Source organism: Pelomonas baiyunensis (assembly GCF_043555935.1).
Classification (GTDB): Bacteria; Pseudomonadota; Gammaproteobacteria; order Burkholderiales; family Burkholderiaceae_C; genus Pelomonas; species Pelomonas baiyunensis.
The window spans coordinates 437615-454443 of the sequence record NZ_JBIGIB010000004.1 but is presented as its reverse complement, the minus strand read 5'-3'; the positions used below and the strand labels follow the sequence as shown (position 1 = coordinate 454443).

Below are 16829 nucleotides of genomic sequence, written 5' to 3'. Positions count from 1 at the left end.
CCATGCCTTCCACCTCCAGCCTTCCCCTCCCGGCCTCCCGTTGGCGCGCGTTCTCGCTGGCCTCGCCGGCGCTGTTCTGCCGCGTCATGTCGCCCGCCGTGCCCGCCTTGTGGACGCTCAGCGCGCTGCTGGCGGTGGCTGCGCTCTATGTCGGGTTCGTCGTGGCACCGACAGACGCCACCCAGGGCGAGGCCTACCGCATCATCTACATCCATGTGCCAGCGGCCTGGCTGTCCATGGTGCTGTACGTCGCCATGGCCTTCTGGGCAGTGCTCGGCTGGGCGTGGAAGGTGCGCATGGCCTCGGTGCTGGCGCAAGCCATTGCCCCCACGGGTGCCCTGTTCACGGCGCTGGCCTTGTGGACGGGGGCCTGCTGGGGCAAGCCCACCTGGGGCACCTGGTGGGTGTGGGACGCGCGGCTGACGAGCGAACTCATCCTGCTGTTTCTGTACGGCGGCTTCATGGCCCTATCGGCCAGCCTTGAAGACCCCCGTCGCGCGGATGCGGCCTCGGCCCTGCTGGCGCTGGTGGGCGTGGTCAACGTGCCCATCATTTATTTCTCCGTGAAGTGGTGGAACACGCTGCACCAGGGCGCCTCCGTCAGCCTGACCGCCGCGCCCAAGATGGCCTCCACGATGTTGACGGCCATGCTGCTGATGACGCTGGCCTGCTGGGCCTATGCCTTTGCCACGGTGTTTGCGCGGGCCATAGCGGCCGCGATCGAACGTGACGCCGACCACCAATGGGTGGCTGAGTTCCTGGATTCGGAGACCATTCGATGAGCTTCACTGCGCTGAGCGAGGCGCTGGCCCTTCAGGGTTACGGCATTTACGTGTGGCCCGCCTACGCCGTGATGGCGGCGGCGCTGCTGTTCGAACCTTGGTGGGTGTGCCGCCGCAAAGCCCGCGCGCGCCGCGACGCCCGCCACCAGTGGCGTGCCACGCAGTGGGGTGCCGATGGCGCCAGCGCCTGGGGCGACACGCGCCCGCCGGGAGACCTGCCATGAAGCCGCGCCACTGGAAGCTGGCGGCCGCCGCTGGCGCACTCGTCACGCTGGGCGTGGTGACCGCCCTCGTGCTGCGGGCCTTCAACAGCAACCTGGTGTTCTTCTACACGCCCACCCAGGTGAGCGCAGGCGAAGCCCCGTCGGGCCGCGTGTTCCGCGTAGGGGGCATGGTGGAAGCTGGCAGCGTGCAGCGAGACGGCGTGAAGGTGAGCTTCCGGGTCACCGACACCGCCCGCACGATGACCGTGGCCTACGAAGGCATGCTGCCCGACCTGTTCAAGGAGGGCAAAGGTGTCGTGGCCCAGGGTCGCCTCGTCAACGGCGAGTTCATCGCCCAGGAGGTGCTCGCCAAGCACGATGAGAACTACATGCCGCCCGAAGCAGCGGCCGCCATGAAGGCCGCTTCGGCCGCGCGCGGAGGCCGCACATGACGGCAGAACTCGGACACCTGGCCCTGTGGCTGGCGCTGGGCACCTGCCTCGTGCAGTCGGTCATGCCGCTGTGGGCCCTGCATGGGCAGCGCGACGCTTGGCTGGCCCTCACCCGCCCCACCGCCCACGCCACTGCGGCGCTGGTGGTGGTGGCCTTCGCATGCCTGACCCTGTGCTTCGTGCAGGACGACTTTTCGGTGCTGTACGTGGCCGACCACAGCAACACCGCCCTCCCGTTGGCCTACAAGGTGGCGGGCGTGTGGGGCGGGCATGAGGGCTCGCTGCTGCTGTGGCTGCTGATGCTGCAGGTCTGGACGGTGGCCGTCTCGCAGGCCAGCGGCCGGCTGCCCGAGCCGCTGGTGGTGCGGCTGTTGACGGTACTGGCCTGGGTGGCGCTGGGCTTCCTGCTTTTCATGCTGCTGACGTCCAACCCCTTTGAACGCCTGTGGCCGGTGCCGCCGGATGGGCGGGACTTGAACCCGCTGCTGCAAGACCCCGGCATGGTCATCCACCCGCCCATGCTGTACATGGGCTACGTCGGCTTCTCGGTGGCGTTCGCGTTCGCCATCGCCGCCCTGCTCAGCGGCGAGCTGGACGCGCAATGGGCCCGCTGGACCCGCCCCTGGACCACCGCCGCCTGGGTGTTTCTGACGCTGGGCATCGCCTTGGGCAGCGGCTGGGCGTATTACGAGCTGGGCTGGGGCGGCTGGTGGTTCTGGGACCCGGTGGAGAACGCGTCGTTCATGCCCTGGCTGGTGGGCACGGCGCTCATGCACTCGCTCGCCGTGACGGAAAAGCGCGGCGCCTTCAAGTCGTGGACGGTGCTCATGGCCATCCTCGCGTTCTCGCTGTCGCTGCTGGGCACCTTCCTGGTTCGCTCGGGCGTGTTGAGTTCCGTGCACGCGTTCGCGTCCGACCCCAAGCGCGGCCTGTTCATCCTGGCGCTGCTGGGCATCACCGTGGGCGGTGCGCTCGGGTTGTACGCCTGGCGGGCCGGCAAGGTGGGCCTGGGGGCGCGCTTCGCGATGCTCTCGCGCGAGACCCTGCTGCTGGTGAACAACGTGGTGCTGCTCGCAGCGGCGGGCGCTGTGCTGCTGGGCACGCTGTACCCGCTGGTGCTTGACGCGCTGGGACTGGGCAAGATCTCGGTGGGCGTGCCGTACTTCGAGGCGGTGTTCGCGCCGCTCATGGCCCCCATCCTGTTCCTGATGGCGCTGGGGCCGCTGGCCCGCTGGAAGCAGACCGATGCAGCTCCGCTGCTTCGGCGCCTGCGCTGGGCCTCGGTTGTGGCGGTGGCTGCCGGCCTGCTGGCCAGTGGCGCCGCCGGCCGCATCGGCTGGGCCAGCGCGGCCGGCTTGGCCGTGGCCTTCTGGATCCTGCTCAACCTGGGGGCCGACCTCTGGCCTGCGCACGGCGGCCTGGCGCGCCTGACCACGCACCTGCGCCAGCTCGGGCGCGCCCGCTGGGGCATGTCGCTGGCCCATGCCGGGGTGGCGGTATTCGTCATCGGCGTGACGCTGGTGAAGGGCTACGAAGTGGAGAAGGACGTACGCATGCACGCTGGCGAGACGGTCACGTTGGCCGGCTACCAGTTCCGCTTTGACGGCACCCGCGACGTGACCGGCCCGAACTACCAAGCCGTGCAGGCCGGCGTCAGCGTGACCCGAGGTGGCGACCCGGTCGCCTTCCTGACGCCCGAAAAACGCGTGTACCGCGTGCAGCAAAACCCGATGACGGAGGCAGCCATCGACACCGGCCTGACGCGGGACCTGTACGTGGCCCTGGGTGAGCCCATGCCCGATGGCGGCTGGACGCTGCGCGCCTACGTTAAGCCGTTTGTCGACTGGATCTGGGGCGGCTGCCTGCTGATGGCCCTGGGCGGCGCCTTGGCTGCCAGCGACGTGCGGTACCGCCGCCAAAGGACGGCGCCGCAAGCCGCGCCCGCCCCATCTCACCTTCAGGAGGGCCTCGCATGAGCGCCACCCCTCGACGCCTGTGGCCCGTGCTACTGCCGCTGGCCGCGTTCGGGAGCCTGGTCGCCGTGCTGGCCGTGGGCCTGAACCGCGATCCCCGCGAGGTGCCCAGCCCGCTCATCGGCAAGCCCGCGCCGCCTTTGATGCTCCCGCAACTGGACAACCCCGGCGCGCAGGTGTCGGGTGAAGCGCTCAAGGGCCGGGTGTGGCTGCTGAACGTGTGGGCCAGCTGGTGCGGCGCCTGCCGCGAAGAGCACCCGGAACTGGTCGCGTTCGCTCGTCGGCAGTCGGTTCCGGTGTACGGGCTCGACTACAAGGACACCCGCCCGCAGGGGCAGGACTGGCTGCGGCGCCTGGGCAACCCCTACGTGGCCTCGGCGTTTGACGAACTGGGCCGCGCCGGACTGGACTGGGGCGTGTACGGCGTACCCGAGACTTTCGTGATCGACGCCCGCGGCGTGGTGCGCCACAAGCACATCGGGCCGCTCACCGCGCAGGTGCTCAAGGAGCGGATCGAGCCGCTGCTGGCGCGCCTGGCCACCGAAGCGACAGGAGCCGCACCATGAGCAAGCCCGCGTTCGAGCGCTTGCCCGCGTGGCTGCGCACCGTGGCCATCGGGCTGGTGGCCCTGACGTGCCTGGTGCTGCAAGCCGACGCCCAAGGCACCGCTCCAGTGCGGGAGGCGCAACCCACCGCCGACGATCCGGCCCTTGAAGCGCGCGTGCTGGCGCTGAGCGCCGAGTTGCGCTGCCTTGTCTGCCAGAACCAGACCGTGGCGGACTCTCACGCCGCGCTGGCCGTGGACCTGCGCAACCAGGTGCGCGACATGCTGCGCCAGGGCGCCCGCGAGGACGAGGTGCTGCGCTACATGACCGACCGCTACGGCGACTTCGTGCGCTACCGCCCGCCACTGCAAGCACGCACCGTGCTGCTATGGGCTGCGCCCGGCGTGCTGCTGGTGGGCGGCCTTGCGGCCTTGGGCCTGCATCTGCGCCGTCGCCAGCGCTGGGGCGACGACGCGTTCGAGCCGGACCCTGACACCCCTGACTTTGCCGAGAACCGCCATGTCCGCTGAACTGCAACGCGTGCTCGCTCAAATCGAGCACATCGAACTTGCCCGCGCCCAGGGTGGCCTGCCGTCGGACCTGTACGCCGAGGCGCGCCGTCGCTTGGACGCGGCTCTGATGTTGGCTCTGGCGACCGACGCCCCGGGCGCAGCGCCGGGCCCGGCTGCCGCCCCCCGTGCGCGCTGGGCCACACGCCAGGCCGCCGCCGTGGCTGCCTTGGCCGTGATGGTGGGCGGTACCGGCTATGCCTGGAAAGGCAGCCCGCGCCAGGGCGCCGCGGCACCGGCCGGGTGGGCCGCCACTTCGGGTGGCCTCACGCCCCCCTCGCCCGCCGCCGGCGCCTCGGCCCCGCATGCGCTGGGCAACGACGCCATGGTGGGCATGGTGCAGGCGCTGGCAGAGCGGCTCAAGGCCAAGCCCGACGATGGCGAGGGCTGGGCGATGCTGGCGCGCTCGTACACCACGCTGGGGCAGGTCGATGCCTCGCTTCCGGCGTACGCCCAGGCACTCAAACTCGCCCCAAAGGACGCCGAGCTGATGGCCGACTACGCCGACGCGTTGGCGCTCAAGCAAGGCCGACAGCTGACGGGGGAGCCCCTGACCTGGGTGAAGAAGGCGCTGGCCCTGGACCCGCGCCAGCCCAAGGCCTTGCTGTTGGCCGGCACCGAGGCCTACAACCGGCAGGACATGCCAGCGGCAATCCGCTACTGGGAACAGGTGGTGGCCGCCGGCCCCGCAGGCAGCGGCCTCGTGGAGCAAGCCCGCAGTGGGCTGGCCGATGCGCGGCAGGCCTCGGGCGCCAGCCCGGCGCCGGTTGCCGCCCCCGCAGCGCCGAGCGTGCCCCAAGCCAAGGTGGGCGGCATGGTGCGCCTGGCGCCCGAGTTGGTGCGCGAGGCCAAGCCGGACGACACCGTGTTCGTGTTCGCCCGCGCCGCCGAGGGGCCGCGCATGCCGCTGGCCTTGATACAACGCCGCGTGCGCGACCTGCCGTTGCGGTTCGAACTGGACGACAGCCAGGCCATGAATCCGGCCGCGAAACTGTCCAGCGCCCAGCAGGTGGTGGTGACGGCTCGGGTCAGCCGGTCAGGCCAAGCGCAACCGCAGCCCGGCGACTTGGAAGGCGCCAGCGCTGCCGTGGCCCTGGGCCGCAGTGACCTGGACGTGGTGATCGGTGCGCGGGTGCGGTGACGCTGTGAGGCCCTGAGCCCGCCGCACTGCGGCCGCTCAGGCCGTGCCGTGTTTGGTGTCGAACGCGATGCCCATGGCCTGCAGCAAGGGCGTGGGCAGGACGCCCCCGGCGCAGACGATGACGTCGTCATTGGGCACCGTGTCGAGGTGCCCCTCGCTGCTCAACGTGACCTGGGCAAGCTCGATGCTTGCCACTTCGGTGCTCAAGTGCAACTGGATGCGCCCGGCAGCCACCGCCGCCTCCAGCGCCTGCCGGTTCTTGCCCTTCACCCGATTGAACGCCGCGCTGCGATAGGCCAGGCGCACCGGCGTGCCCGGCTGTTCGGACAGCTGAACCGCGGCCTCCAGCGCGCTGTCGCCCCCGCCCACCACCAACACGCGGCGGCCCCGGTACTGTTCGGCGTCGATCAGCCGGTACACCACATTGGGCAGTTCCTCACCCGGGCACCCGAGCTTGCGGGGGCTGCCCCGCCGGCCGATGGCCAACAGCACCGACTGCGCGCGGTAGGTGCCTCGCGTGGCATGCACCACGAAGCCCGTGCCCTCCGGCTCGACGCGTTGCATCGCATCCTTGAAGCTCAGCTGCAGACCGTGCTGCTGCACCACGTCTTGCCAGAACGCCAGCAGCTTTTCCTTGGACACCTCGGACATGCGCACCTGGCCCACGAGCGGCAAGGTGACTGGCGCGGTCATGGCGATCTTGGCCCGCGGGTAGTGGTACACCGAGCCGCCCAACGAATCTTCCTGCTCCAGCACGAGGTAACGCAGCCCATGCGCCTGGGCTGACAACGCCGCCCCCAAGCCCGCCGGCCCGGCGCCGACGATGATCACGTCGTACACACCAGCCGGCGCCCGCCCGCGCCGCCGAATGCTGTCCATGGCTTGAACGCCCTGACTTGCCGCCTTGCGGATCAAACCCATGCCACCCAGTTCCCCGGCAATGAACAGGCCGGGCACGTTGGATTCGAAATGCGGGTCGACCCGCGGTATGTCTACGCCACGCCGAGCCGTGCCGAAAACCAGCTGAATGGCCTCCACAGGGCAAGCCGCAGCACACGCTCCGTGCCCGATGCAGGCCGCCGCGTTGATCAATTCGGCCTTGCCTCCGACGATACCCAGCGCTCCCTCCGGACAGGTTTGGGCGCAACTGCCGGATCCGATGCAGCGGACCGGGTCTACGAACGGGTGAAGGGATGCCGGCTCGTTGAGTCCAGCCGCCAACACTTCTGCCTTTACGGCAGCGCCCTTGCGCTCCCGGCGACGCCTGAAAACAAGATGCAGCGCAATCGCCAACACAGCGAGCGCCAGATAGGGCAGCAGGTTTGACATCGACCAAGCGTGCGGACAGCGGTTACGCAGTCTGCAAGGTCAGGCTGAAGCAAACCTGAACGCGCTCAAGATCAGTGGCTGCCGACCGGCGTGCCGTTTCAAAGGCTTTTCGGCAATTCCCGAAATCGAACGCCACCAAGAAAGGCCCCGGCGCGAGGCCGGGGCTGAACGCTCTCGCTGTCACGAGATCGCCTGCTCAGGGAGGAAGAAGCAGGGGTCCCTAGGAGAACCGATTTGACTGTGCAACGGAAGGCTGAATGCAAGCTGAACGACGACCTTCGCTAGATCCACCGAACCCAGCATTCCGTTTGCCCGTCTCGTTCATCCACTGTTCAGGTCGATTGCTTATCCTGATGCGAGTCAACCAGCCGACCTGCTTGTGTGAAAACCACTCCACTGCCAGAAGAGGACTCTGAAGCCTCGGACCACTCGGCCGCAGAACGGGCCGCTGCGGCCTCCCGCAGCACCTGGGTCAGCGTCATCGTCAATTTGACGTTGACGACGCTTCAGATCGTGGCTGGCGTGCTGACCAAATCCCAGGGCCTGATTGCCGACGGCGTGCATTCCCTGTCCGACCTGGTGGCTGACTTCGTCGTGCTGTTCGCAAGCCATCACAGTCAGAAAGACGCCGACGAAGACCATCCATATGGCCACCATCGCTACGAAACGGCTGCTTCGTTGGTACTTGGCCTGCTGCTGTTGAGCGTGGGGCTTGGCATGCTGTGGTCCGCTGCTCTCAAACTGGAACAACCCGAGGTCATTCCTCAGGTCCACCTGGCCGCCCTCTGGGTAGCCCTTAGCGCTCTGGCTGCCAAGGAACTGCTATTTCGCTACATGCTGACCGTGGCCAAGCGGGTGAAGTCCAGCATGCTGGTCGCCAATGCGTGGCATGCGCGTTCCGACGCCGCATCCTCTCTCGTTGTGGGTCTGGGCATCGTCGGCAACCTCGCGGGCTATCCCATCCTCGACCCCATCGCTGCGGCTATCGTCGGCTTCATGGTCACCAAGATGGGCTGGGAGTTCGGCTGGGACGCACTGCACGACCTGATGGACCGCGCGATTGACGAGGAAGAAGTTGCAGCAATCCGTCAGACGCTGGCGGAGACCCCCGGCATCCAGGGTGTGCATGACATCCGAACCCGCAAGATGGGCGACATGGTGGTGGTCGATGCTCACATCGAAGTGGATGCCACACTCACCGTCGAAGCTGGTCACGACATCGCGGTGGAGGCGAGGCGTCGAGTCATGCAGCGACATCGCGTGCTGAACCTGATGACTCATGTAGACCCGTGGCAACGACCCGATGCTGACCATCACAAGACTGCCGCCTCCACTGACTCCGGGATTGAGATGCAGCCGAATGCGGTTCGACGCGTGTAGCTGATCTGAACGCCCAGCAGTTGCGCCCTGGCGAGCAGATCCTCCGCACCGCTTCTTGTTCAGGCTGCCTTGAGGGGCAAACGGACATGCTTTGTCGAGACGTCTCCCGCTGCGCCTGCTGTACCTGATGGCAATGCGGTCACGCGGCCAATCACGTTGAACGGCACGCCCGCTCCGTAGAGTGCGCGCGCTGCGACGTCCGCACTCAACTCGCCACTTGCCAACTGCTCAATAGTCACCTGGACCAGTCGTCTCATTGCGATTCGCTGCCTTGCATCCATTCGCGCCTCCTGGGGGGGTGTCGGCATCCTGCGCCTCCCGCCTGAAGCGGAGATGAACACTGTCGGGACCGCAGCCGAATTGAGCCGCTTTTGGGTCTTGTGCCGACGATCTAGTGAGTCACGTTGGCTTTCCTCCGACCTCCATGCCTGCTGGTCACTGGGACTGAACAAGCGGCGCAGTCGAAGGTCGGCGCGGTGGCTCACTTTGGCGTCGTCGGCAACAGTCATGCGCTTCTGACGCTTGATCTCAACGGTCAGCTCGGACGGTTAAGAAAAGTTCAGAACTCAATGAACGCAAACCTGAAAAGTTCAGAACTCAGCGAGCAGGCCGTCCAGAATCGCCGGAGCCGAGATGCGGCAACCCATTGAATTCCCACGCCGGCCGGTTCAGGATTCAGAGAACTTCGACAGTGGCTCGGGGTGGGATGGGCGCGCTCCCGGACAATCCCGCCCCATGCAAGTCCACAGCGTCAACACCGCCTGCGTCGAGCAGTTCGTGGCCACCGATGGCCAGACCGTCACCTCGGCCATCCGCAAGCGGCCGCGCACCGGCCCCGTGGCGGTGAAGCCGCTGGGCCTGGAAGGCGACGAGCAGGCCGACCTCACCGTGCACGGCGGGCTGGCCAAGGCGGTGTACGCCTACCCGCAGGAGCACTACGCCGTGTGGCAGACCATGCGCGCCCAGGCCAAGGTGAACCTGCCCCTGCAGCCGGGCGACTTCGGCGAGAACCTCACCCTGACCGGCCTGCTGGAAACCCAGCTCTGGATCGGCGATGTGCTGCGCTTTCCGGACTGCGAGCTGGTGGTGTCAGAGCCCCGCTACCCCTGCTTCAAGTTCAACGCCCACATGGGCTTCAACCAGGCGGCCAAGCTGATGGCGCAAAGCGGCTACTGCGGCGTGTACCTGGCGGTGAAGCGCGAGGGCAGCATCGCGGCGGGCCAGACTTTCGAGCTGGTGCCGGGCCCGCGCGAGGTGGGCATCGTGGAGCTGTTCAAAGCCAAGATGAAGGCCAAGGCGTGACCCTGCGCCGCGCGCTGCTGGCCGCGGCCGTGGGGCTGCCGCTGGGGGGCGTGGCGCAGCCGGCTGCACCGCGCCCGCGCCCCGTGCTGGCCGTGGGCCCCACGCGGGCCGTCAAGACGCTGGCGGCCGCCGCGCGCCAGGCCCAACCGGGCACCGTGGTGGCCGTGGACGCGGGCGACTACGTGGCCGACGTGGCCGTGTGGCCCCAGGCCGATCTCACCCTGCGTGCCGTGGGCGGCCGGGTGCGGCTGCTGGCGGCGGGCGCGCACGCGCAGGGCAAGGGGCTGTTCGTGATGCGCGGCGCGCGCCAGCGCATCGAGGGGTTCGACTTCATCGGCTGCACCGTGCCCGACCGCAACGGCGCTGGCGTGCGGCTGGAGGCGGGCTCGCTGACCCTGGTGGACTGCGGGTTCCGCGACAACGAAAACGGCGTGCTCACCGCCAACGACGCCAGCATCGAGCTGGACGTGGTGGACTGCGACTTCGGCCCCATCGCCCCCCGCGAGGGCAAGACGCACAACCTCTACGTGGGCGCCATCGCACGCCTGGCGGTGTCGGGCAGCTACTTTCACCACGGCCTGCACGGCCACCTGCTGAAAAGCCGCGCGGCGCTGAACCACATCCTCTACAACCGGCTGACCGACGAAATCGGCGGCCGGGCGAGTTACGAGCTGGAGTTTCCGAACGGTGGCGTGGCGGTGGTGATGGGCAACCTCATCGGCCAAAGCTCCACCAGCGAGAACCCGCACCTCATTTCGTTCGGCGCGGAAGGCGCCACCTGGGCGCAGCAGGCGCTGTACCTCGTGCACAACACGCTGGTGGACGCGCTGCCCAGCGGCGGCATCTGGCTGCGCGTGGCGCCGCCGCAGACCGAGGTGGTGCTGGCCAACAACCTGTGCGTGGGCACGCCCAAGCTGGCGGCCGAGGGCCACTGGACGCGGCGCGGCAACCAGAGTGCCGACTGGAGCGAGTTCGTGCGCGCCGCGCGCGACGACTACCGCCTGCGGCCCGACTCGGCCCTGCGCGGGCAGGCGCAGCCGCTCGGCGACGGGCAGCGGACGGGCGGTGGCCTGGCGCTCAGCCCCACGCGGGAGTACCGCCACCCGCGCGGCACGGTGGCCTTGCCGGCCGCCGGGGCACGCAGCCCCGGGGCGTTCCAGGCCTGATCAGCCCGCCGAGCGCAGGCTGGGGTAGTCGGTGTAGCCCGCAGCCCCCCCGCCGTAGAACGTTTCCTTCTGGGGCGCGGCCCAGGCCAGGTTGTCGCGGATGCGTTCCAGCAGGTCGGGGTTGCTGATGAACGGCCGGCCGATGGCCACCGCGTCGGCCCAACCGCGGGCGATGGCGTCCAGCGCCATGGTGCGGTCGTAGCCGTTGTTCACCAGGAACGGGCCGCCAAAACGGCGGCGCAGCTCGGCGTAGTCGAACGCGGCGTTGTCGCGCGGGCCGCCGGTGGCGCCTTCCACCACCTCCAGGAAGGCCAGCTTCAGCGGGTTCAGGCGGTCGGCCACGTGGTTGAACAGGGCTTGCGGGTCGCTGTCCTGACCGATGTCGTTGGCCGGCGTGACCGGGCTCAGGCGCAGCCCGGTGCGGCCCGGGCCGATGGCCTCGGCCACCGCCGTCATCACCTCGATCAGCAGGCGCGCGCGGTTCTCGATGGAGCCGCCGTAGGCATCGGTGCGGTCATTCGTGCTGTCGCGCAGGAACTGCTCCAGCAGGTAGCCGTTGGCGCTGTGCACCTCCACGCCATCAAAGCCCGCCTCGATGGCGTTGCGCGCGGCCTGGGCGTAGTCGGCCACCAGCTGCGGGATTTCGTCGGTGCGCAGCGCGCGGGGCGTGTCGGTGGGCACCAGCTCGCCGTGGGCGGCGTAGGTGCGCGTCTTGGCGGCACGCGCGGTGGACGACACCGGCGGCTGCCCGCCCGGCTGCAGCCGGTTCACCGAGATGCGGCCCACGTGCCACAGCTGGATGACGATCTTGCCGCCCTCGGCGTGCACCGCGTCGGTCACGCGCTTCCAGGCCGCAATCTGCTCGGGCGTGTGGATGCCCGGCGTGTCGAAGTAGCCCTGGCCGTCGGGGCGGATCTGCGCGGCTTCGGTGATCAGCAGGCCGGCGCTGGCGCGCTGGCGGTAGTACTCCACCTGCAGGTCGGTGGGCGTCTGGTTCGGCGCGCGGTTGCGCGTGAGCGGGGCCATGACGAGGCGGTTGGCGAGCGTGATGTCGCCAAGGCGAACGGGGTCGAACAAGGTAGGCATGGCGGGCAAATGGGGCCAAAAACGAAGGCCGCAAGGCTAGCCGCTGCAGGCTGCCCCCGGCCACCCGGGGTTGATGGCGGGTGTGTTAGCGACAATCCCCCCATGCTCGCCTACCGCCACGCCTTCCATGCCGGCAACCATGCCGATGTCCTCAAGCACCTGGTGCTGACCCGCGTGCTGCGCTACATGGGCGAGAAGGACAAGCCCTACACCCTCATCGACACCCACGCCGGTGCCGGCGGCTACTCGGTGGAGGGCCGCTACGCGCAGAAGAACGCCGAGTACGCCACCGGCATTGCCAAGCTGTACGACGAGGTCGACACGCTGCCCGCGCCGCTGGCCGACTACGTGCAGCTGGTGCGTGACTTCAACCCCGACGGCCAGCTGCGCCAGTACCCGGGTTCTCCGGCGATCGCCAACTTTGTGCTGCGCGACACCGACCGGCTGCGCGTGTACGAGCTGCACCCCACCGACCACCGCATCCTGGCCAGCTACCTGGAAGCCCGGCCCAACACCCAGGTCAGCGACCGCGACGGCTTTGCCGCCATCAAGGCCGAGCTGCCGTCGTCCACGCGCCGCGCCGCGCTGCTGATGGACCCGCCCTACGAGATCAAGACCGACTACGCCAAGGTGCTGACTGCCGTGCGCGAAGCCCTGGAGCGCGCGCCCGACACGGTCGTCATGGTCTGGTACCCGCAGCTGCAGCTGCTGGAAAGCACCCAGCTCGCCCAGCGCCTGAAGGCCAGCGCCGACGCGGCCGCCAAGAAAGGCTGGCTGCACGCCCGCCTGACCGTGGCGCAGGCCGACGAGCGTGGCTTCGGCATGATGGGCAGCGGCATGTTCATCGCCAACCCGCCCTTCACGCTGCACGACGAACTGGCCGAATGCCTGCCGCTGCTGGTGGAGCAGCTGGGGCAGTACGACGGCGCGAACTTCGTGCTGGAACAAAAGGCGTCGTGACGCCTTTGGCGGGGGAACCCGTCTCCGCGCTTACTTCGAGAACCAGCCCACCACGCGCTGGCGCAGGCGCTCGAAGAAGCCGGCGCGTTCCACGTCGGCCAGGGCCACCACCGGCGCTTCGCCCAGCGGCTTGCCGTTGGCCGTGGCCACGATCTTGCCGATGACGGCGCCCTTGGCGATGGGTGCTTCGAGCGCGGGGTTCAGCGTGACGGCGGTTTGCACCCCGGCGGCCTGGCCCTTGGGCACCACCAGCGTCCAGGGCTGGGCGATGCCGGCGTTCACCGTGGGCACCACGCCGTAGGTGACCTTGGCGCTGCCCAGCGTGGCGCCGGCCTGGGCGGGCGTGGCTTCCTCGAAGTTGGCGTAGCCCCAGTTGAAGAGCACGCGGGTCTGGTCGGCGCGGGCCTGCTTGCTGTCGGCGTTCATGATCACCGAGATCAGCCGCATGCCGTTGCGCTTGGCGGAGGCGGTCAGGCAGTAGCCGGCTTCGTCGGTGTGGCCGGTCTTGAGGCCGTCCACCGTGGGGTCGGTGTACAGCAGGGCGTTGCGGTTGCCTTGCTTGATGCCGTTGTAGGTGAACTCGCGCTCGGCGTAGATGGGGTAGTACTCGGCGCTGTTGCGGATGATGGCGGCGGCCAGCACGGCCAGGTCGCGGGCGGAGGCCTTGTTGTTCGGGTCGGGCAGGCCGGCCGCGTTGGCGAACTGGGTCTTGCTCATGCCCAGCTTCTTGGCCTCGGCGTTCATCATCGCCACGAAGCCGGCCTCCGAGCCGCCCAGGTGCTCGGCCAGCGCCTTGGAGGCGTCGTTGCCGCTGGCAATCACCACGCCGCGCAGCATGTCCATCACCGAGGCTTGCGCGTTCAGCGGCACGAACATGCAGCTGTCACCGCCCTTGCCGCCCCGGCACCAGGCGCTCTCGCTCATGGTGACGGGGTCGGTGGGCTTGACCTTGCCGTTCTTGAGCCCCTGCTCGACCAGGTAGCTGGTCATCATCTTGGTGAGCGACGCGGGCGGCAGCGGCTCGTCCGCGTTGGACGCGGCCAGCACCTGGCCAGTGTTGTAGTTCATCAGCACCCAGGCCTTGTTGGCCAGCACCGGCACCGACTGGCCGTTGGCATCGGTCGTCATCGCTTGCTCGGCCGGGGCGGCGGCCTTGGCCGGCTTGTGCGCGGCGGCGCGCGCCTTGCCGTGCGGGGCGCTGAGGGCGGCGGTGGGGGCCGCGGTGATCAAGGCGCCGGCAAGCGCGGCGGACAGCAGGGAGGCGGTGGGGAGGCGGGACATCATCAGCGGGAGGTGCGGTTTCAACAGGGCGGCAGCGAGGCGCGCAATGGGGGAGCCGGGCGGCGGGCGACCCACCAGAGAGGGTCGTCACAACGCCGGGTCGGCGTCATGCCCGTGGCGTCACAGGCGCGATTGTCGGGGTGTGAGGGCACAGAGGCCCGAAGCTGTGGGTGACAACAGCGAAAAGATGTCAGGGCGTGTGGGGCGCGGAATTGCCGCTCCAGGGCATCCACGTGGCAAGCGTTTGTGGCCGTGGGTGGCCCGCCGCTGGGGGGCGATTCTGGTCGCCAGCTGATCCGAACTTGGCGTTTGGAGGCTGCCGCTCATGGTTCGATGTTGCGGGCGGCTCGTGGAGTGGCTGAGCCGCGCTAAAACGATGTAAGCCTACGAGGCAACCACGCGCGCAGCGATTGCCAATAGAGCCGACACGACCACCAGGGTGACGATCATTTGCCATTGCAGTCGGCGCTGCTTCGCTTTTGCAAGGCCGACTGCGGCACAAATCAGAGCGCTTGGAGTTGCGAGTAAGACGGTTGCAAAAGACGAAAGCCAAAGCCAGTCAGGTAGGTGCCAGCGCTTCGCCTGCATCTCTGGGGAGGGGAATTTCGAGACGAACGGCCCGGCATTCCAAAGAAGAAAGAGTGCAATCACGGTCAGCCCAAAAAATAGCAAAGAGGCTGCGAACCAGCGCCCGTTGCCTCGCTGCTTTTCTTCAGCCGGGGGTCTTTCTTTATGGTGCATTGCTCAGTGAGATCGTGCGCGGCTTAACGCCCTAGTTAACCGGCGCCGGAGCACGGAGTGCGCAAGGTACCAATGCAGGCCATAAAAATGGCGAAGCCACGGCCTGCATGGGCGTCCGCGTTGAACGAATACGAAGGGACTTCCCACCTTCTGGCCAACGGCGTCGAGGCGCCAAGATTGATGGTGCGAAACGTCAATCTGCAGCTATGTGAAAGGGGAAGCCCATGAACGAGATTACCCGAGTCGGGGTCGATTTGGCCAAGGGCGTGATCCAGGTCCACGCGGTTGATGCCACCGGCCGCGTGGTGGCCGCCAAGGCCCTGCCCGCCGACAGGTTCGCCGCCTGGTGCGTGCAACTGCCCGCCGGCTGCCTCGTCGCCATGGAGGCCTGCGGCGGCGCCCACCACTGGGCGCGCAAGCTGCGCGGCTACGGCCTGGATGCGCGCTTGGTTGCCGGCCACTTCGTCACGCCCTACCGCATGGCTGGCAAAGGCGGCAAGAACGACGCCAACGATGCCGCCGCCATCTGCGAGGCCGCGGGCCGCCCGCACATGCGCTTCGTGCCGGTGAAGACACCCGCGCAGCAAGCGCTGCTCGCCATCCACCGCTTGCGCGAGGGCTACAAAGAAGACCGCACTACCTGCATCAACCGCATCTGCGGCCTGCTCACCGAGTTCGTCATCGTCTTCGCGCAAAGCCCCGAGGCGCTGCGCCTGGGCCTGGCCGACGTGCTGGAAGACGCCAGCAACGAACTGCCCGGCATCGCCCGCCTGGCACTGCAGGAGGGCCGGTTGCACTGGATCGAGCTGGAATGCCACATCGCCAGTTGCGACGAGCGCATCACGGCGCACGTCCGTTCGGACGAGCAAGCCAAGGCTGCAGCCCAACTCGCCGGCATCGGTCCGATGACGGCGTCGGCGCTGGTGGCCACCGTGGGTGACTTCAAGCAGTTCAAGAACGGCGCGCAGTTCGGTTCGTGGCTGGGGCTGGCGCCGCGGCAGAACTCCAGCGGCGGCAAGACAGTGCTGGGGCGCACCACCAAACGCGGCGACGACTACCTGCGCACGCTGCTGATCCAGGGCGCCAAGTCCGCCGTCATGACCGCGCACAAACGCAGCGACAAGATCTCGCAGTGGCTCGTGCAGTTGCTGGCGCGAGTGGGTTGGCAGAAGGCCGTGGTGGCGCTGGCCAACAAGAACGCGCGCATCGTTTGGGCGCTACTGGCCAAGGGGCGCGTGTTCGACCCGAAGCACGTGTCGGTCAAGCCGGGCGACGTGGCGGCGATACCGGCCGTGATGCCGGCCTGAAACCCATCCACAACCCAACAAGTTCTTGCTCGTAGACGTGCGTTCGAAGATGCAATTCACAGGTCAGACCGGCGGCAGGCCAGCTCGACTAACCCTGTGCCGCGCCCAGGATGGCGACGGCGGCGAACGAATGGAGCCCTGCTGAGCGGTTGGTATCTGGGCCCGCACCGAAACCCGAGTGCAACAAGGTCGCCTGTCGATGTGCAGTCTGTTCTCTGTGGTGCTGCATCGAACCCGAACTCAGGTCTTGAGGAAAACAGCAAAGGCGACTATCGAAAGCAGCCAATACTGAACAGGTTGATTTACTGGGAAGTCCCTGTAGAAGGGTTAGGCAGACTTGGCGAATTACTTGGGGGCATGCTTTTTCTCAAGCTTGTATATGCCGGAGGCGTGCACGCCGTTTCCGAACCACCAACAATTGCTCAGCTGAGTAACCTTGATGGCGCGCCGAGTCAGGCTGGAAAATCGCAAGACGCATATGCCAAGTTCAGGAGCTTGAGGGCCTTCGCTCGGACCCGCGCTTTTGTATAGCCCAGTGTTCCCCGAGATTTCCATCGTGGCGCCTTCGACACTTCCAACGTTTGCCATAGGCGAGTCCGTTTCACAGTCACG

The 16829-nt window shown here is 68.0% G+C and carries 17 protein-coding genes and 1 pseudogene; 13 read left to right on the top strand and 5 right to left on the bottom strand.

Going from position 1 to position 16829, the window contains the following annotated elements:
• Positions 1-2: 2 nt before the first annotated feature.
• Genes ccmC through ACG01O_RS16155 form a run of 7 tightly spaced genes read left to right on the top strand, consistent with a single transcriptional unit; the run spans position 3 to position 5665 of the window.
• Positions 3-782 carry a heme ABC transporter permease CcmC gene (gene ccmC, locus ACG01O_RS16185; RefSeq protein ID WP_394386138.1) on the top strand — a complete coding sequence of 260 codons (780 nt, stop codon included), beginning with the start codon at positions 3-5 and terminating at the stop codon, positions 780-782.
• A complete protein-coding gene (gene ccmD, locus ACG01O_RS16180) occupies positions 779-1006 on the top strand; it encodes a heme exporter protein CcmD (RefSeq protein ID WP_394386136.1) in 228 nt (75 codons plus the stop codon). The genes ccmC and ccmD overlap by 4 nt, the downstream gene beginning before the upstream one ends.
• Positions 1003-1437: a cytochrome c maturation protein CcmE gene (gene ccmE / locus ACG01O_RS16175; protein WP_394386134.1), complete on the top strand. Its 435-nt coding sequence runs from the start codon at positions 1003-1005 to the stop codon at positions 1435-1437. The genes ccmD and ccmE overlap by 4 nt, the downstream gene beginning before the upstream one ends.
• Positions 1434-3413, top strand: coding sequence for a heme lyase CcmF/NrfE family subunit (locus tag ACG01O_RS16170; protein ID WP_394386132.1), 1980 nt, complete (start codon positions 1434-1436; stop codon positions 3411-3413). Before ccmE ends, ACG01O_RS16170 begins: the two co-directional genes overlap by 4 nt.
• The gene (locus ACG01O_RS16165) at positions 3410-3976 is read left to right on the top strand and encodes a DsbE family thiol:disulfide interchange protein (protein ID WP_394386130.1); all 567 of its coding nucleotides are present in this window, start codon (positions 3410-3412) and stop codon (positions 3974-3976) included. The genes ACG01O_RS16170 and ACG01O_RS16165 overlap by 4 nt, the downstream gene beginning before the upstream one ends.
• On the top strand, positions 3973-4485 hold the full coding sequence (locus ACG01O_RS16160) for a cytochrome c-type biogenesis protein (protein ID WP_394386128.1): 513 nt from the start codon (positions 3973-3975) through the stop codon (positions 4483-4485). The genes ACG01O_RS16165 and ACG01O_RS16160 overlap by 4 nt, the downstream gene beginning before the upstream one ends.
• Entirely contained in the window at positions 4475-5665 is a 1191-nt protein-coding gene (locus ACG01O_RS16155) for a tetratricopeptide repeat protein (RefSeq protein WP_394386126.1), read from the top strand. Before ACG01O_RS16160 ends, ACG01O_RS16155 begins: the two co-directional genes overlap by 11 nt.
• Before the next feature lie 36 nt (positions 5666-5701).
• On the opposite strand, the gene ACG01O_RS16150 is transcribed toward ACG01O_RS16155, so the two are convergent.
• Together ACG01O_RS16150 and ACG01O_RS16145 are read right to left on the bottom strand one after the other, a co-directional pair.
• Positions 5702-6544 (bottom strand): NAD(P)-binding domain-containing protein, encoded by an 843-nt coding sequence (locus ACG01O_RS16150; RefSeq protein WP_394386353.1) that lies wholly within the window; start codon positions 6542-6544, stop codon positions 5702-5704.
• 210 nt (positions 6545-6754) lie between these two features.
• Positions 6755-6994: pseudogene (locus ACG01O_RS16145) on the bottom strand (NAD(P)-binding domain-containing protein); the annotation flags it as partial.
• Between the two features lie 381 nt (positions 6995-7375).
• Here ACG01O_RS16145 and ACG01O_RS16140 point away from each other — a divergent pair.
• The 4 genes from ACG01O_RS16140 to ACG01O_RS16125 all read left to right on the top strand — a co-directional run bounded on the left by ACG01O_RS16140 (position 7376) and on the right by ACG01O_RS16125 (position 10842).
• Positions 7376-8374, top strand: coding sequence for a cation diffusion facilitator family transporter (locus ACG01O_RS16140; RefSeq protein ID WP_394386124.1), 999 nt, complete (start codon positions 7376-7378; stop codon positions 8372-8374).
• Positions 8375-8778: 404 nt separating this feature from the next.
• Positions 8779-9024 (top strand): hypothetical protein, encoded by a 246-nt coding sequence (locus ACG01O_RS16135; RefSeq protein ID WP_394386123.1) that lies wholly within the window; start codon positions 8779-8781, stop codon positions 9022-9024.
• Positions 9025-9109: 85 nt separating this feature from the next.
• On the top strand, positions 9110-9676 hold the full coding sequence (locus ACG01O_RS16130) for an MOSC domain-containing protein (protein ID WP_394386122.1): 567 nt from the start codon (positions 9110-9112) through the stop codon (positions 9674-9676).
• Entirely contained in the window at positions 9673-10842 is a 1170-nt protein-coding gene (locus ACG01O_RS16125; RefSeq protein WP_394386121.1) for a right-handed parallel beta-helix repeat-containing protein, read from the top strand. Before ACG01O_RS16130 ends, ACG01O_RS16125 begins: the two co-directional genes overlap by 4 nt.
• Here ACG01O_RS16125 and ACG01O_RS16120 read toward each other — a convergent pair whose 3' ends face one another.
• Positions 10843-11928, bottom strand: coding sequence for an alkene reductase (locus ACG01O_RS16120; RefSeq protein ID WP_394386120.1), 1086 nt, complete (start codon positions 11926-11928; stop codon positions 10843-10845).
• Between the two features lie 102 nt (positions 11929-12030).
• On the opposite strand from ACG01O_RS16120, the gene ACG01O_RS16115 reads away from it, so the two are divergent.
• A complete protein-coding gene (locus ACG01O_RS16115; RefSeq protein WP_394386119.1) occupies positions 12031-12888 on the top strand; it encodes a 23S rRNA (adenine(2030)-N(6))-methyltransferase RlmJ in 858 nt (285 codons plus the stop codon).
• Positions 12889-12918: 30 nt separating this feature from the next.
• Here the strand turns inward: ACG01O_RS16115 and ACG01O_RS16110 are convergent, their stop codons facing one another.
• On the bottom strand, positions 12919-14169 hold the full coding sequence (locus ACG01O_RS16110; RefSeq protein ID WP_394386118.1) for a D-alanyl-D-alanine carboxypeptidase family protein: 1251 nt from the start codon (positions 14167-14169) through the stop codon (positions 12919-12921).
• 384 nt (positions 14170-14553) lie between these two features.
• Entirely contained in the window at positions 14554-14910 is a 357-nt protein-coding gene (locus ACG01O_RS16105; protein ID WP_394386117.1) for a hypothetical protein, read from the bottom strand.
• A 224-nt stretch (positions 14911-15134) separates the two neighbouring features.
• Here ACG01O_RS16105 and ACG01O_RS16100 point away from each other — a divergent pair, with 224 nt between their 5' ends.
• Positions 15135-16217: an IS110 family RNA-guided transposase gene (locus tag ACG01O_RS16100; RefSeq protein WP_394386116.1), complete on the top strand. Its 1083-nt coding sequence runs from the start codon at positions 15135-15137 to the stop codon at positions 16215-16217.
• The last annotated feature ends 612 nt before the right edge of the window (positions 16218-16829 follow it).